This window comes from Pseudomonas spirodelae, from assembly GCF_034653255.1.
Classification (GTDB): domain Bacteria; phylum Pseudomonadota; class Gammaproteobacteria; order Pseudomonadales; family Pseudomonadaceae; genus Aquipseudomonas; species Aquipseudomonas spirodelae.
In genome coordinates this window covers 18,150-34,129 of sequence record NZ_JAYEET010000020.1, presented here as the reverse complement: position 1 = coordinate 34,129, position 15,980 = coordinate 18,150, and the positions used below count along the sequence as shown (strand labels likewise).

The window sequence follows — 15,980 nt, the reverse complement described above, 5'->3', positions numbered from 1 at the left end:
GTAAATGTCTGCGCGCCATCCACAGATTCGACAGCGCGAACAGTGTCACCAGTTGCGCCGTGTTCTTCGCCAGGCCACGGAACCGCGTCTTCACATAACCGAACTGGCGCTTGATCACTCTGAATGGGTGTTCGACCTTGGCCCGAACCTGCGCCTTGGCCTTCTCGATTTTGCGCTTGGCTTTGTATAGAGCGCTGCGCTTGCCCAGTTTCTTGTAGGTGCTGCGGCGTGCCGCCACCTGCCAAATAACCTTCCGGCCATCATGCTCCGGACGCTTTTCGACACCGGTATAGCCCGCATCGGCTCCCACCATGTTTTCCTCACCGTGCAACAGCTTGTCGACTTGGGTGATATCCGCCACGTTGGCCGCCGTGCCCACCACGCTGTGCACCAGGCCGGACTCGACGTCCACGCCGATATGGGCCTTCAGTCGGGTAAAACAGGGGTGTTACCACCCCTGTCTCCCCTAAGAACCGTACGTGAGAGTCACCCCTCATACGGCTCAAGCCTTCCAGCAGCCTGAGTAAGACTGGGTAACCTGACGATGCGCTCTTCGGCGCTCAAGGTAAAACGTCCATGCTGGATCGAACGGGTTCGCTGCACTGCATATTTTGATATGCCGCACAATCGAAACACTGGCGGCGGCATACAGCCAAGCAGGTTGACTCAAGCCGCGCGCTTTCTCCTGGGTGGCGAAAGCCCAGTGCCGTTGACCTACGACACGAAAGTAGCGTTGTTTTACCCAATGGGCATTTTTCATGGCGTGCCGACGAACTGCCCAGCGCCATAACACTTGCCAAATCTGATGGTCGATCCAAGCGAAACGCTTGGCGGCGACAACATGGCGATGATACATGGCCCATCCTCGGATCACCGGGTTCAGGGTCAAGATCAAGTTAGCTTGAGTCGCCGTCTTGTTTGCGTTTGCGATTTCCCTCACCTTATCCAGCAATGCCTTCACACTCTTGCGAGCCGGTGTAATGAGCAGCTTGCCGGCATACTTGCGTACGTTTTGGCCGAGAAAATCGAAGCCTTGTGAGATATGCGTTATCTGAGTCTTTTCATCAGAGAGTTCCAGTCCACGCTGTTTCAGGAACGCCTCAATTGCAGGACGAACCTGATGTTGCAGAACAGCTTGCGTGGCCCCTGTGATGATGAAGTCATCGGCATATCGTACGACGTGTATCTTGAATGGCTTACGCTTGCGCGCTGTCGAAGCCACGCTTGCATGGACGACATCTTCCAGGCCATCCAGCGTCCAATTCGCAAGTACCGGAGAGATGATTCCCCCTTGCGGGGTTCCTGCCTCCGTTGCGAACAAGGCTCCCTGATCGACATACCCCGCTCGAAGCCATTTGCGCAGAACCACCTTATCCATGGGCACGTTGGTGAGCAGCCAATCGTGACTGATATTGTCGAAACAGCCTCGAATGTCAGCTTCCAGTACCCAATGCGCCGAACCACGTTTCGCCAGTGCATTGAAGCAATGTGCGATTGCATCGGCAGTGGATCGCTGCGGCCGAAATCCATAGGAGTTGGGGTCTGCACGCGTTTCGGCAACCGGCTCAAGTGCCAGTTTCCACAGCGCCTGCATCGCACGATCCCGCATCGTTGGAATTCCCAGCGGACGCTTCTTGCCATTGCTTTTGGGTATGTAGATGCGTCTCAGCGGTTGAGGCCGATAGCCCCGATGCTGTAACGCTTGTGCTCCCGTCGATTTAGCCACCGGAGTCGACCAGATCTTGCCATCAACGCCCGGTGTTCTCTTGCCTCTGTTTTCCGTCACTCGTTTCACGGCCAACAGTTTGCCGCTGAACGAGCGAGTCAGCAGTCGTTGCAAGGCTTGCACCTTGCCCCACCTGCCTTCTCGTGTTGCCTTGGCGATACGTACCTGGAGTCGTTTCACTTGCGACTCGATCTGGTTCCAGTGTTGGGGCCAGGCCGATATGAAGTTCGAAGGCGCACCAATGCTCGCCGTTGCTTGCGCATTGGGTGCGAACACTGCCATCTGCTTTCCTCCGTACAACGATTGATCAGGTTTTCTCGCCATGGAAGACCGTGTGGAAGTCTGCTCGCTTTCGCGCCAGATGATGTTTCAATCTGTATTCACCCCATTACAGGGTGACCTTCGCTTTTTCCACATTCCTTTACCCGCAGCATCAACAGCTTGCTTTACAGCTCACCTGCCGAAATCGGCAACGCTACGGGCTTACCCTGTTCCGCATGGATTTCCGAACGGGTCGGGCTCCTCGATTTCGCCGGCGGCACCACATCCACGAGGGGCTATCGGTAAGAGCCCCTGCCTGGCCGCGCACCTTTTGGTTCAAGCCTGTCAGCATCTTTGGCTTGGCTACTATGACGACGTTTATATGAGATTCACTTGTGTTAGCCGTACCCGTTCATCCCTAGCACCTCTCCGCCTTGATGCTGGCAGATTCAGTCTGGCCTCGCGGTTCGACCTACCGAAATATCGGCGGTTACATTGTCCCCAGAGCTTCAGACCCGGCTGTTGCCGGCCACGCCTGTCTGGGTAGGGAACGAGTGGTGGAACAGTCGGTTCCGTCGGGCGTTAACCTGCGGAACAGAAACCCATGCGACTTTCAGGTCGCACTGCCGAAGTAATACTGATTGCCCTTCTTGGTCTGGTGCATTTCCGGGTCACGCTTACCGTCCTTGTTCTTGGTCGAACTCGGCGCATGGATCAGCGTGGCATCGACGATGGTGCCCTGGCGCAGCGACAGGCCCCGATCGCCCAGGTAACCATTGATCACCGCCAGAATCCCGGCCGCCAACTCGTGCTTCTCCAGCAGGCGACGGAAATTGAGGATGGTGGTTTCGTCGGGAATACGCTCTAGGTTCAGCCCGGCAAACTGGCGCAAGATTGTGGTCTCGTACAGCGCCTCCTCCATCGCCGGATCGCTGTAGCCGAACCAGTTCTGCATCAAATGTACGTGCAGCATCGCCATCAGCTGATACGCCGGACGACCACCTTCACCCTTGGGGTAGTGCGGCTCGATCAGGGCAATCAAACCCTTCCACGGCACCACCTGATCCATCTCGATCAGGAACAACTCTTTGCGGGTCTGCTTGCGCTTGCCGGCGTACTCGGCGTCGGCGAAGGTCATTTGCTTCATCGGGAAACTCGGGCAACGGGATCGGCGTATTTCACCAGATTCGGGAAGTCTTTTTCAGACCATCCTTAGCCCACAATCTCGGTCGATAGATAGGAAAACCCTGACTGCCGCAGCGACAGCCTTTCATTTAATCCTTCGAACGCAGGCTAAGGCGCGTTCCGTCACGCTGTTGTAGGCAATTGCCGGTCGTTAAAACGTCGAAGATCCGCGATCAATCGCCATAAAGACGCTCGCCGAGGGCCTCAAGCCAAGTCAGACGTATCAAATGCTTGCGATATACCAATACCAACGTACAGGACCAGCTCACGGTCACCTAGCTAAACGGTTTTCGTAAGTTAGCGCTCTGAGTGGTCGGCGGCCTGTTTCCAATTCTTGCCGTGTCAGCACGCTGAATATCGGCTGAGCCACGCTGCACCTGCTGGTCGCAGCGTGCTTAGGTTTCTGCAATCGGTGAAGCTTTAGTAATGAAGATGGCGGCTGGAAATACCCGGTGTTTCTAGCCTTCACCGCGCTGGCCTTGGGCCGGCTGGATGACGGTGCTTTTGCCCTGAAACGCTCGGTACGTCCCTAGGCGTTAACTAACATTGGCGGGCCGCTTTTGCCGAAGCGCTGCCGCTACGTTGTTTGCGTAGCAAAGATTTGGCGTTCCCCTCGCTCCTACAAAGCAGCCATTTGGTAGAAATATTCCGATCCGCACGGGAGCTCACTGCGGATTCCACGCCATTCGGACACTCAGCCCACGCTGATCCGGACACCTGTTCCACGATCATTCGGACAGGCAGTCGGAGCGCAGCGACGCAGGGGTGGCATTGTTAGTCTGAGGTGCCCGGCGTCGTCAATTTCTGCGTCCGTTTGCGCATTGATTCACCCTTCAGATTGATCCGATAAGCGTTGTGCACCAGGCGGTCGAGGATGGCGTCGGCCAGGGTCGGGTCGCCGATCAGCTCGTGCCAGTTGTCCACCGGCATCTGGCTGGTAACGATGGTCGAGCGCTGGCCGTAGCGGTCGTCCAGTAGCTCCAGCATGTCGCGCCGCTGTTCGGCGGTGAACGGGGCTAGGCCCCAGTCGTCGAGGATCAGCAGGTCGGTCTTGGCGTAGCTGCTCATCAGCTTGGCGAAGCGGCCGTCGCCATGGGCCAGACCCAGTTCTTCCAGCAAACGCGGCAAGCGCAGGTAACGCACGCTGTAGCCTTCTCGGCAGGCCTGGTGGGCCAGGGCGCAGGCCAGCCAGGTTTTACCGACACCGGTGGGGCCGCCGATGATCAGGTTGAGGCCGTCGCGTAGCCACTGGCCGCCGCTCAGTTGCAGGATCAGCGCCTTATCCAGCCCGCGCGGGCTGCGGTAGTCGATGTCTTCGAGGCAGGCGTTGTGCTTGAGCCGGGCCTGGCGCAGGCGGCTGCTCAGGCGCTTGTCGTCGCGTTCAGTCAGCTCGCGGTCGACCAGCAGACCGAGGCGTTCCTCGAAGCTCAGGCTGTCGATGTCCGGGGTTTTCAGTTGTTCATTCAGCGCCTTGAGCATGCCGTGCAGGCGCAGGGTTTGCAGCTTGTCCAGGGTCGGATGGGGCAGCATGGTGAGTTTCCTTGTGTTCAGTGGTAGTAGCCGGGGCCGCGCAGGTTGGCGTGGTCGTCCGGCAGCAGGGGCAGGTGCTGCTGGGCCAGCGGCAGGTTTTCCAGCCCCTGGCGCAGGATCGATTCGAGGCTCTTGTAACTGCACGCACCGAGGCTGATGGCGCGACGGCAGGCCAACTCCAGACGCACTTCGCCGTGGGTTTTGCCCAGGCGCAGGATGCCCAGGCAGGCCCGGTAACCCTGCTGCGGATGGATGCGCCGTTCGAGGATGTGGCTGATCACGCCGGCCGTGTTCGGCCCGGTCTGCTCGGCCCAGCGGATCAGCCGCTGCGGCGTCCACTCGGCATGCTCGCGATGGCTCTTGGGCATGTGCTCGGCCTGCGTGCTGTGCCTGCCCTTGTGCATTGAGCGCAGGTGGCTGGCCACTCGCTGGTTGGCGTGGAAGCACTCCACCGTGCGCGCCGTCAGCCGTACCTCCAGCTGCTTCTTCACCAGTTGATACGGCACCGAGTAGTAATGCCCATCGACCTCGACGTGGTAGTCGATGTGCACCCGCGCCTTTTTCCACTCGGCGTAGACGTAGGGTTGCTCCGGCAGGGGGCGCAGCGCCGGACGATCCAGAGCTTCGAAGGCCGACTGCCGGGAGCCCGGCAGCTTCTTGAACGGGCGTTGGTTGAGCCGCTCCAGCAACCCGGCGATAGCGCTGTTGAGTTCCTCCAGGGAGAAGAACTGCCGATTCCTCAGTGCGGCGAGGATCCAGCGCTCGACCACCTGCACGCCGACTTCGGCCTTGGCTTTGTCGCGCGGTTTGCGCGCCCGCGCCGGCACCACCGCCACGCCATAGTGCTCGGCCAGGTCGCGGTAGCTCGGGTTGATGTCCGGCTCGTAGCGATGGCTCTTACTCACGGCACTTCGCAGATTGTCCGGCACCACGATCTCCGGCACGCCGCCGAGGAAGGCGAAGCAACGGGTATGCGAGCCCAGCCAGTCCGGCAGCTGCTGTGACCAGGTGGCTTCGGCGAAGGTGTAGCTGGACGCGCCAAGCACCGCGACGAACACCTGCGCCTGGCGGATCTCGCCGCTGTGGCGATCGATCACCGGCACCGTCTGGCCGGCATAGTCGACGAACAGCTTCTCGCCGACGCGGTGCTCCTGACGCATCACCACGTCCAGCTTGCCCTGCCAGGCTCGGTAGTGCTCACAGAACCAGCTGTACTGAAAGCCCTGCGGCTGGCTCAGGCGGTACTCCTGCCAGAGCAGCGCCAGGGTCACCCCGGGGCGGCGCAGTTCGGCATGCACCCATGCCCAATCGGGTAAAGGCCGCTTCTCGCTGGCAACCGCCGGGGCCGGCGGGAACAGTTGCTGCTCCAACTCGGCATCGGACAACGAACAGGGCCAACTGAGACCACTGGCGGCAAAACGATTGAGGTAGTCGCCGACGGTGACACGACCGACCTGCACGCTGACCGCAATCTGGCGAGCTGATAGTCCGACCTCGAACTTGAGACGTAGTACTTCGCGAATCTTACGCATGGATAAACGCTCCACGACGACCTCTCTGCTTCGAAAAAGAGGTCGATGGTAGTGAAGAAATCCTGCGTAGCTGCCTGCCCGGTTGAGTGGCCGGATGGCCGTGGAATCAGTGGCCGGATGCGCGTGGAATGGGTGGCCGGATCAGCGTGGAATCGGTGGTCAGATGCTCATGGAATGGGTGGCCAGATGACCGTGGAATCCGCAAGCTGAAGAAGGATGCAGTAACACCTGCTTATGCTGAAGACATCTGGCGCTCACTGACGCTGCACGTGTTCCCGGACTTGGGCACCACACCGATCTCAGCCATCAGCGCACCACAAGTCATCAACCTTCTTCGTCCACTTGAAACCAAAGGCAGTCTTGAGACCGTTAAGCGGCTGTCACAGCGGCTCAACGAGATCATGACCTACGGGGTCAACTCGGGGCTGATACATGCGAACCCGCTCAGCGGGATTCGCTCTGTATTTAAAAAACCGAAAAAGAAGAACATGGCAGCACTTGCTCCCGATGAGCTGAAAGAGCTCATGGTCGCAATTGCCAATGCCAGCATAAAAAGAACGACGCGCTGCCTTATCGAATGGCAACTTAACACCATGACCCGGCCAGCAGAGGCAGCCACCACCCGCTGGGCCGATATTGACTTCGAAAAGCGTATCTGGACGATTCCTGCAGAGCGCATGAAGAAACGGCGCACACATATCGTGCCGCTCACTGAACAAGCACTAGCGCTTTTAGAGGCTATCAAACCCTACAGTGGGCACCGCGAATACGTGTTCCCTGCAGACCGTGATCCTCGCACCCACTGCAACAGCCAGACCGCCAACATGGCACTTAAGCGCATGGGCTTCGCAGGGCGTCTGGTAAGCCATGGCATGCGCTCAATGGCTAGCACCATACTCAACGAGGAGGGTTGGGATCCTGAATTAATTGAGGTAGCGCTTGCCCACGTCGACAAGGACGAAGTTCGCAGTGCCTACAACCGTGCGGACTACATAGAGCGCAGAAGACCCATGATGATCTGGTGGAGCGAGCACATTCAACAAGCTGCTACCGGCAGCTTGTCCGTCTCGGCTATTCAAGGGACAAGAGGACTGAACGTAGTCTCGATGCGTTGAGCGTTCACTTCTATTTTCTACAGACCATTCTGCGACAGGTAGCCCCGGCGCATTACTATCTTGAGCCCACGCTATCGAGACAAGTCGAACCGCCTGAATTTCTTGCCCAAAAACGAAAACTTGTGCTCGAAAAGCCCGGCGAGTTTGACATCAGCAGTGGCATAGAAGATCTGCCGTTTTCCAGCGAGCGCCACATCCCGGAGATGGTCCAAAAATGACAGAGAGTTGAAATCATCAATGTGTGCAACCGGATCGTCGAACAGGAGGACGGGGGGCGCGTCCTGAAGCTTGGAGTTCATCGCCAGGAAGACAGAAAGTACGAATGCTGCGCGCTGGCCCGTACTGATGTCGCTCAGGGTTATATCAACACCAGGGTCGTCAAGGCGGTACAAAGGGGCCTGCGCATCGCGCCTCACTCCGTATTCATGGGGCGAATGTATCTTGCGGAACACTAAGTCAGTAGCAGCCTGTACGCTCATGAGTTCGGCGTCTGTGGCATCCGCGAGTGCTTCGTTTTTACGCAGTTCCGTAATCTGTTCTAAGGCTGCAGCGACCCGACTCTGAACAAGTTCGTATTCTTCAATATGTTTCTCGATTTGTTCAAGATCAGCTGTTGCCTTCGCCTCAGTGCTGCGCGAGGTCGCTTCTCCGGTTATCGCTGCAGCGAACCGCTCAGCAGCCTCTCTTGCGCTCTCTATCCGCGGGATAATTGCAGCCAGGTCGTCGTTGTCTGCAAGATCAAGCAGGCGGCGCAATTGGTTAATCAGCGATTGCACGTTCTGAAGACGCGTGCGTTGCGCTCGCGCCGTACTCACTAGCTGAGTCACCGAAGCAGTTGCATCGCTAGTACCCAGGATAGCTAGCGATAACGCGGATACTGCGAGGTCCCGCTCTGAGGATAGTCGCAAGAGTTCGGTGTCTATCTCTGCGATTTTGGCGCTTCGCTGACCAAACGCCATCTGAATCTCTGCTTCGCCCAGACTTTCAATCCCAGTCGCAAAGGCGACCTGGCGAAGCGCCGCGATTCTCCGACGGTCAAACCCAGATAGGGCCAACGTTGCGAACTTTTGTGTGAGCTCGCTAAGCCTACCTTGCAGACGCTCAAGCACAATATGTTGGGTCTTGTAATCCGATAAAATCTCTTTGGCCGACATCTCGTCACTTGATAACTTACGCCGCAATGAGTAAGCGAGAAGATTGGTCAGTACACGTCGACTTGAATCGGCCTGTGCATGGTTACGCTTTGCACCTTCCAAGGCCTCCAGAATATGTACGACCTTGTTGGTGCCATTGTCAGTAGCTATTGCGTCAAGGCGGCTCAGAAGCTCGCCAGAGTCAAACTTCGTCGAACAGACCGGGCAATCCTTGTGGTCTGGATCCAATTGCAAAAGGTGCTTCGTCAGTGTTCGAAGCTCCGAAATCATAGAGTCGGTCGACTTCTGCCGGTCGTGAATGACCGTAAGCTCGCTGTTCAGCTTCGACATCTCTCTTTCCAACGCTTCTGCCTGAATTTGCGTAGAGGAGAGTTGCTCGTCAAGAGTGCCCTGCATGAGTTCAAGGCAACTGGAGTCATCTAATGGCATTGACTCCGAACCGATCTCACGCTGCAGCCCGAAGACCTCTTTTTCAAGCCGCTCGAAGTCGGTGGATGTGCCAAAGGCGCCTGCGTGGAATGCGCGTTCGATATCACCGATCTCTTCGACCGCCTTCAAGATTGCGTCTTTTTCTGACGCCGCTGACCGTAGTTTTTCCTCGATATCACTGATTTCAGTGACACGCGCCTCCGTTTCTTCGAACGCTGAGTCAGCAGCCGCGAGAGCGTTGACTACAGCAGAAGGAGTCATGGATTCAACGCGCACGTTCGAAGCTTCCAGCTCGCGCGCGACCGAAGATGCCTTCGCGAGTGCTGGGACGATAGCGCCCGCGATGTTCTCTTTCGTTACTTCAGAGCGCCACCTTAAACGGGATAAATCCTCAGTTAGAGCATTGAAATCAGAATCTGATGCCCGCGGTGACGCCGACTCCGACTTGATAAGTGCCTCTATGACTGATTTTCTCTTCTTTGACTCCTCTATATCTGTTTGAACCCGTGACAACTCCACAGCGAGAGGCTGAGCAAGCCTTGATATGTGATCCCAGAGCGTGGCGGTTTGGGGGCCGGCGATGAGCCTAGACAACATATCCTCGAAATCAAGCTTCGCGCCGCGCTGACCAAGGATCGCAGCGTTGTCTGTAGAGAGAAAGTTGAACCGCGCGAAGCTGTTCGAGAGCGTAGATCCTCGCAGGTCACGTTGTCCGTACCAGTCTAGGTTTCGCTGCTTGACTTCGTCGGTTTTACCCGACGCCTTGGCATCAATCCACTTGAGGGTTTCCTTCAGTTTCACACGGATATGAGTACTGCCCGGAGCCTCCACGCGAGCGTTCGCCTTACAGTAAGCGAACTCGATCGCCTCTAGAAAAGTGGTTTTACCTACTCCATTGCTTCCGACCAGAAGATTGACAGAGCCCAGTGAGTCAAACAATTTTGTGTCGGGCCATCTGCGAAAATGTACGAGTTCGATCGCGTCCAGAAAACTGGTAGCTAGTGGCTGCGGGCTTTTCGGCTTTCGCTCCCTGTACTCATGAACGTGCTGCTTGCCAATTGTCCCTTTTGAGATCTGTCGGATGGTTTCCGCAACTGGCAACTCATCGAGAACAACGTCAAGGTTAGCCCGAAGGAGTCGGTCTGCCCATTTTGACGAGATATCCGGACTGGCCGTCCCACCCGGCGTCTCTGCCGGTGGTTCCAGCTCGTTAAGAGCTGTCGTTAACTCGTCCTGTTTCAGGACAAATTTTCGTGCATATGTTCTGTCTGCCTCGATCCTACGTTTCAGCGTAAGAAATGCATCGTTTTCCTGCTCACCAGATCCAACTAGCAGGTAGAGGTAGTGGTTCCATCTGAGGTCTCCAGGCGTGTCGAAATAGCTCGGACCGATAATTTCGTCCTGCTTCTGCTCGAGATGCTCTGCCCAATCTTCGAGGTTTTCAGACAGGGCGAAGTAGTAAACCGCGTAGGGGGAGTCGTTCGGACCATTACGCTCGGCGCGAATTACCAACGGTGCTACGCGGGTTACGTTTGAGAGTCGTGTTGCTACCTGGGTGCCAAGAGTGTCCGTTGTGATCATTTCTCAGGCTCCAGAAAGCTTTTGCCAGGGTTCGTGTTCGTTTGCGTGATCAACCGGTCAACGGGTGGATCGAAGCGCTTTAGTTCCGGGCCATCGCGATATAGGACGCAGAGTCGGTCAGCAAATGACGTTTTCGAAATCGTTGCTCTGACTCGCGCAAAAAGTCCACTGAGGTGACTTTTCGCAGGACTTTCGCCGGCATATACAAGCGTCGCGACTTTGTTATCGTGAATTGACACTACGTTGCAATTTGGGCTCTCGACGCTCCAAGTGAAGCGGTATCCACTGTGCAGGTCTGCCATGTGACTGGGAAGAGGCAGGTCAGCCGCAGGGATGCCGGCAAGAGCATCAATAGTTCGTACACGCTGCTCTCTGAAGGCTTTACCGTCTGGATCGTGGGCGACCGATAAGCGACGCACGACTTCGGTCCGTGGTTCAAGGGCAACTGTGGGCAAATTCGGCGCTGCAAACCAGCTCGGCGAGGGACCGAGCTCACCACTGGTAACACACGATAGACGCTCGATAGCCAGAGGACTTGTCGCATGAAAATCAGTTAGAAATTGTACGCGCGGACTGTAGTCCTCAATCATTGCTTCGAAGCCGTCACCTGCAATATCAGTAGCCTCAGCCCACTTCTGATTTGCCTCGCTCCAGTGCAGAACATGGATCAGCTCAGGGCCAAGCCGTCTCGACAAGGCTGCCGGCACCGCATGGTGCCGAACTTTGGTTGCTTCAAGAAGAAAAGCCGCCGGCTCATACGAAAAATGAAGCATGTGTCGGTGTTGTTCGCTGTCCCGGGTGTAATAGAGGCCTTGACGATGATTTCTTTCTACGCGCGCATCATCGGTCGCGAATTTCAAGGACTTAGAATGCCAGGCCGAAGCGCTGATATTTGTTTTTTTAAAGGGGGCCCGGCCATCCTGCAGATCGAACGTAATATTTTCTGCCCAGTTCAGACAGATTAGCTCCGTGCGATCGCAATCGAATTCATATAGCCGCCTTCGATAGCGCATGTAGGTCTCATGCCGTGGACGGTCGTTCAACTGTAGATGCAAAAGGAGCAACCCCTCATAGCTCGCGTCTACCATCTCATCAGTGAACGCGAAGGCATCAGAACAGATAAGCGAAATTAGACGAATCTCGTTACCGTTCTCGAAGATGTATATGTCATCACCGCGCGCCATACGTGTCGCTTCGATGTTGTCAGGGTCGCCAGAAGGTGTGGTTTTAAACTGGACAACCATGACCGTTCGAGGCGCGCCCGAGCCGATTTGCTCGGTGCTAAATATGTACACTAGTGGGTCAAGATAGCGAGCAGTGGCTGCATGTGGCGGAAGCGGCTCGTGTAAAACCTCCGCCCATTGCCCGAATCGTCCCTTCAGATCATCGAGATCTGAAAGAGCCAGGCTTTCGCATCCAAGCACCCAGAGCTGTCCTCCGGTAGGGCTCACACCCATCTGGAGCAATTCCTCGATGGACTCCCACGGAAAGCTGTATTCAGGCGTTACAAGTAACTCTACCGACCGTTCAGACGCCTCCTGTGCAATCGAGGTGAACAGCTTTCGCGCTCGGTCTTGGTTAGCATTGCGAATGTAATTGTCTCGGACTTTTACAAGCGCCTCAGGCTGCACCAGCAGTGCGGTATAGGGACTGTTCGTAGGCTGTAGCACTGCGAGCGTTGGATACCGAAGATTATTATTACGCAACAAATCGGCTATCGGCTTTATTTGCATATTGCAGGCTCATCCCTGAAAGCGCTGGAGCTGCTAGAGGTCCATAAAAATGCTGGACTAAGGCACAGAGGAACCAGCTCTATCGATGGTCTCCGGGGCCAAAGCATACTGCATGCATGAAAGTTCCACGAGCCAAGATGCGCCTAGCCGAACGTGCGTAAGCGGCCTTTTTAGTTATCCAACAGGACAACACCGAATAGATTTCAATCAAAAAAATCTCAGCCATACATCACAGCAATGACATCACCACCAAGAAGGTTCGTCCCATGTCATTGCAGTGTCCTCGCTGTCACTCCCCCAAAGTTGCTTCCTTTCATCACGCCATGAAGATCGGCGCAGCCATCGGCACCGTAGGCGGTGTTGCGCGGGGCGTCAGCGCTGCGCTGGCTGGCGGCCAGGCTGGTGCGCTGATTGGCGCTATCGCCGGGCCTGTCGGCATCACCCTCGGATCCGTGTCGGGGGCCATCCTCGGCGGCCTGGCCGGTGGGGTTGGTGGTTGTGCGCTCGGCGCACAGCTGGGCGATACGCTCGACCGCCACGTATTGGCCCACAACCTCTGTTTGCTCTGCGGTCACCGCTTCAACCTGCCGGCCTGACCTAGCCGTTCCATCTCTTTCTATCCATATAGTCCGGTCGGTGCTGCGCTCTGCGCGGCGCTTTATGCCGGCATGCACCCTAAGGAATCTCAACCATGGCTCATCTCGTCGAAACAATGGCCTACGCTGGCGCTACTCCCTGGCATGGCCTGGGTAATCAACTCACGCAGAAACAACCCATCGAAGTCTGGCAACGTGAAGCCGGTATGGACTGGCAGATCCAGGAAAGCCCTGTGCATTTCAAATCGGAGACCGCTGGCCATCTGGGCAGCATCCACTCCTTCCCGGAACAGAAGGTGCTGTTCCGTTCGGACACCAAGGCACCTCTGTCGGTGGTCTCCAATCGCTACCACACCGTGCAGCCGCGCGAAGTGCTGGAGTTCTACCGGGATCTCACCGAGGTCTCCGGCTACGAGCTGGAAACGGCTGGCGTGCTTAAGGGCGGCCGCAAGTTCTGGGCGCTGGCGCGTACCGGTCAAGGTGCTGCGATCAAGGGTAACGACCAAGTGAACGGGTATCTGCTGTTGGCCACGTCCTGCGACGGCACCCTGGCCACCACGGCAACGCCCACCACTGTTCGCGTGGTGTGCAACAACACCCTGACCATCGCCTTGGACGGTACAAGTCGCGCTATCAAGGTGCCGCACAACACCCGCTTCGACTCAACGGTGGTGAAGAAACAGCTCGGCATCGCTGTCTCGCAATGGGACGACTTTATGTACCGCATGCGTGCGCTGGCCGAGCGCAAGGTGCAGTGGCATGAGGCGCTGGGCTTCTTTATGAACGTGCTGTGCGAGACAAATCCGACCGGTGCTCTGCCGGAAGTGCTGCCCAACGAGCGCGCCCTGCGCAAGGTCCAGGAACTGTACGAAGGCCGAGGCCGGGGCAGTCAGCTGGACTCTGCACGTGGCACCGCCTGGGGCCTGCTCAACTCCGTGACCGAGTTTGTCGATCACGAACGCCGGGCACGCAGCAACGAGTACCGCATGGACTCGGCCTGGTTCGGCCAAGGCGCGCAGATCAAACAACGCGCCCTGGATACCGCTCTACAACTGGTTGCCTGACCGCTTACTTACCCACCCCATAACGCCCGATCAGCCTAGTTGCTGATCGGGCGTTTCTATTTCCGCAAGGTGAATGCAATGACAGCTACTCCGTTGAGCAGCACCAGCAAGGCGCGCCCGGCGCTGCGCTTAATCAGTACCAAGGAACTACCGCGTGAAGACTGGCTAGCGGTCCGTAAACAAGGCATCGGCAGTTCGGATGCTGGTGCTGCGGTGGGCCTAAATCCCTACAAATCGCAGCTCGAACTGTGGATGGAGAAAACCGGTCGTGACACCACGTTACCGAAGGCCGATCCGCACGACGAAGAAAGCCCGATGTACTGGGGCAATGTCCTCGAACCGGTCGTGGCCTGGCATTACAGCAAGCGCACGGAAAAGAAGGTGCGGCGTATCAACGCCGTGCTGCAACACCCAGATCCTGAGCTGTCCTGGATGCTGGCCAACATCGACCGCGAGGTTATTGGTGCTGACGACGTGCAGATCCTCGAATGCAAGACGGCCGGCATAAACGGCGCACGCCTCTGGAAAGAAGGCGTGCCTGAATATGTGCAACTGCAGGTCATGCACCAGCTCGCCGTCACCGGCAAGCAGGCGGCAGATGTTGCCGTGCTGCTCGGTGGCCAGACGCTGGAGATCCACCGCATCGAACGTGACGAGCAGATGATTGCTCGCCTGATCGAGCTGGAGCGCAAGTTCTGGCACTACGTCGAGACCGACACGCCGCCGCCTGCTGATGGCTCAGCGTCGGCCGAAATGGCACTGCGCGCGCTCTACCCGGAGGACAGCGGCCAGACCGTCGACTTCAGTAGCCGTGCCGGTTTGGCAGCGGCCTACCTGGAACTCAAGGCGGTGCGCCAATCCATCAGCGAGAAGGAAACGCGCGAAGCTCAGCTCAAGCAGATGCTGCAACAAGCCATGGGTGATGCTACCCGCGCGGAGTTCAGCCAAGGCTTTATCAGCTGGAAAAAATCTAAGGACAGCATCGTCTTGGATGTCGAAAGCATGCTGAAGGACAAACCTTATCTGCAAGCGCGTTACAGCAAAACCAAGCAAGGCAGTCGGCGCTTCCTGATCGGCTAATCCCCCCTCAGCCCCCCCCTTGGCCAGTCCATGCAGTTAACGCTGCGTGGCTGGCCTTTTTTCGCTTGCAGGAGAACCACCATGCTCAAAGGTCTAGCAATCACACCGCCGGTGCTTGGGCGGATTTCTATCGGTAAGGTCGTCGAGAAAAACGGCAAGCGCCTGCCGGAAAAGGATGATCAATTCACCATCACTTCCCAGGTGCAAGGTAAGGACGGCTGGCTGCTGCATCCGCTCAATGACGAGCTGCGTAAGGGGCAAGAAGACAAATTGCGCAGCATCCCGGTACGCCTGCTGTTCAACGAACCTGAGTTGAACTTTCGCGCTGACTACACGCTGTTTGATCGACAGACCGGGCGGCCGTTGTGCGTCGGTAATGGCGAGACCTGCAAGCGTGTCACCCAGGAAGGCATGCAATCGCTGCCCTGCCCTTCGCCGGATGCCTGTCCACTGGCCAAAGGCGGTGCCTGTAAACCTTACGGCCGGCTGAACGTGCTGATCGGTGACGACGACCCGCTGGGTAGTTTTGTGTTCCGCACCACCGGCTATAACAGCATCCGCACCCTGGCGGCTCGCCTGCATTACTTCCAGGCTATTTCCGGCAATCGCCTGGCATGCCTGCCGCTGGAATTGCGTCTGCGTGGCAAATCCACTCGGCAGAGTCATGGCACACCCATCTTTTACGTCGATCTCACGGTGCGTAACGACATCGACATGAGTGAAGCATTGCGGGTTGCCAATGAGCTGGATGAACAACGGCAAGCTGCTGGTTTCGATCAAGCCGCGCTGGATGAAGCGGCACGTCGAGGCTTTGGCAACGGTGCGTTCGAGGACAGCGAGGAAGACAGTGGCGCAGTGATAGAGGAATTCTTCTGTGCTGAAGGCGCAGAACAGCCAGCAACCAAACCCACTCCGCAGCCAAGCGGTAAACCTAGCCTGGCTGAGAAACTGGAAAGCCAATGCCAGCACCAATCCCTTAACGCCTGAAACCGGC

General features: G+C 57.1%; 9 protein-coding genes and 3 pseudogenes. 5 read left to right on the top strand and 7 right to left on the bottom strand.

Annotated features, from left to right (window positions below):
* From SOP97_RS07040 to istA, 5 genes and pseudogenes are all read right to left on the bottom strand, one after another.
* Nucleotides 1-430 (bottom strand): annotated as a pseudogene (locus SOP97_RS07040) (IS5 family transposase); the annotation flags it as partial.
* 72 nt (nt 431-502) lie between these two features.
* Nucleotides 503-2,008, bottom strand: coding sequence for a group II intron reverse transcriptase/maturase (gene ltrA / locus SOP97_RS07035; protein WP_046622612.1), 1,506 nt, complete (start codon nt 2,006-2,008; stop codon nt 503-505).
* Nucleotides 2,009-2,612: 604 nt separating this feature from the next.
* Nucleotides 2,613-3,134, bottom strand: a pseudogene (locus SOP97_RS07030) (IS5-like element ISPst5 family transposase); the annotation flags it as partial.
* Between the two features lie 812 nt (nt 3,135-3,946).
* Entirely contained in the window at nt 3,947-4,702 is a 756-nt protein-coding gene (gene istB, locus SOP97_RS07025; RefSeq protein WP_322948752.1) for an IS21-like element ISPpu7 family helper ATPase IstB, read from the bottom strand.
* 17 nt (nt 4,703-4,719) lie between these two features.
* On the bottom strand, nt 4,720-6,234 hold the full coding sequence (gene istA / locus SOP97_RS07020) for an IS21-like element IS1491 family transposase (protein WP_322948751.1): 1,515 nt from the start codon (nt 6,232-6,234) through the stop codon (nt 4,720-4,722).
* A gap of 203 nt (nt 6,235-6,437) precedes the next feature.
* Here istA and SOP97_RS07015 point away from each other — a divergent pair.
* Nucleotides 6,438-7,349: pseudogene (locus tag SOP97_RS07015) on the top strand (tyrosine-type recombinase/integrase); the annotation flags it as partial.
* Nucleotides 7,350-7,420: 71 nt separating this feature from the next.
* Here SOP97_RS07015 and SOP97_RS07010 read toward each other — a convergent pair.
* Both SOP97_RS07010 and SOP97_RS07005 read right to left on the bottom strand, forming a co-directional pair.
* Nucleotides 7,421-10,513, bottom strand: coding sequence for a hypothetical protein (locus SOP97_RS07010; protein ID WP_322948750.1), 3,093 nt, complete (start codon nt 10,511-10,513; stop codon nt 7,421-7,423).
* Nucleotides 10,510-12,246 (bottom strand): hypothetical protein, encoded by a 1,737-nt coding sequence (locus SOP97_RS07005; RefSeq protein WP_322948749.1) that lies wholly within the window; start codon nt 12,244-12,246, stop codon nt 10,510-10,512. The genes SOP97_RS07010 and SOP97_RS07005 overlap by 4 nt, the downstream gene beginning before the upstream one ends.
* 266 nt (nt 12,247-12,512) lie before the next feature.
* Here SOP97_RS07005 and SOP97_RS07000 point away from each other — a divergent pair, with 266 nt between their 5' ends.
* The 4 genes from SOP97_RS07000 to SOP97_RS06985 all read left to right on the top strand — a co-directional run bounded on the left by SOP97_RS07000 (nt 12,513) and on the right by SOP97_RS06985 (nt 15,973).
* On the top strand, nt 12,513-12,842 hold the full coding sequence (locus tag SOP97_RS07000; RefSeq protein WP_322948748.1) for a hypothetical protein: 330 nt from the start codon (nt 12,513-12,515) through the stop codon (nt 12,840-12,842).
* 95 nt (nt 12,843-12,937) lie between these two features.
* Nucleotides 12,938-13,906: a DUF932 domain-containing protein gene (locus tag SOP97_RS06995; protein WP_322948747.1), complete on the top strand. Its 969-nt coding sequence runs from the start codon at nt 12,938-12,940 to the stop codon at nt 13,904-13,906.
* 78 nt (nt 13,907-13,984) lie between these two features.
* Nucleotides 13,985-14,986 carry a YqaJ viral recombinase family nuclease gene (locus SOP97_RS06990; protein WP_322948746.1) on the top strand — a complete coding sequence of 334 codons (1,002 nt, stop codon included), beginning with the start codon at nt 13,985-13,987 and terminating at the stop codon, nt 14,984-14,986.
* 81 nt (nt 14,987-15,067) lie between these two features.
* The gene (locus tag SOP97_RS06985; RefSeq protein WP_322948745.1) at nt 15,068-15,973 is read left to right on the top strand and encodes a recombination directionality factor; all 906 of its coding nucleotides are present in this window, start codon (nt 15,068-15,070) and stop codon (nt 15,971-15,973) included.
* Nucleotides 15,974-15,980 lie beyond the last annotated feature (7 nt).

What these genes read in the sequence shown, in the direction of transcription:
- ltrA (WP_046622612.1), bottom strand. Translation starts at nt 2,008, where the DNA reads ATGGCAGTGTTCGCACCCAATGCGCAAGCAACGGCGAGCATTGGTGCG.
- istB (WP_322948752.1), bottom strand. Translation starts at nt 4,702, where the DNA reads ATGCTGCCCCATCCGACCCTGGACAAGCTGCAAACCCTGCGCCTGCAC.
- istA (WP_322948751.1), bottom strand. Translation starts at nt 6,234, where the DNA reads ATGCGTAAGATTCGCGAAGTACTACGTCTCAAGTTCGAGGTCGGACTA.
- SOP97_RS07010 (WP_322948750.1), bottom strand. Translation starts at nt 10,513, where the DNA reads ATGATCACAACGGACACTCTTGGCACCCAGGTAGCAACACGACTCTCA.
- SOP97_RS07005 (WP_322948749.1), bottom strand. Translation starts at nt 12,246, where the DNA reads ATGCAAATAAAGCCGATAGCCGATTTGTTGCGTAATAATAATCTTCGG.
- SOP97_RS07000 (WP_322948748.1), top strand. Translation starts at nt 12,513, where the DNA reads ATGTCATTGCAGTGTCCTCGCTGTCACTCCCCCAAAGTTGCTTCCTTT.
- SOP97_RS06995 (WP_322948747.1), top strand. Translation starts at nt 12,938, where the DNA reads ATGGCTCATCTCGTCGAAACAATGGCCTACGCTGGCGCTACTCCCTGG.
- SOP97_RS06990 (WP_322948746.1), top strand. Translation starts at nt 13,985, where the DNA reads ATGACAGCTACTCCGTTGAGCAGCACCAGCAAGGCGCGCCCGGCGCTG.
- SOP97_RS06985 (WP_322948745.1), top strand. Translation starts at nt 15,068, where the DNA reads ATGCTCAAAGGTCTAGCAATCACACCGCCGGTGCTTGGGCGGATTTCT.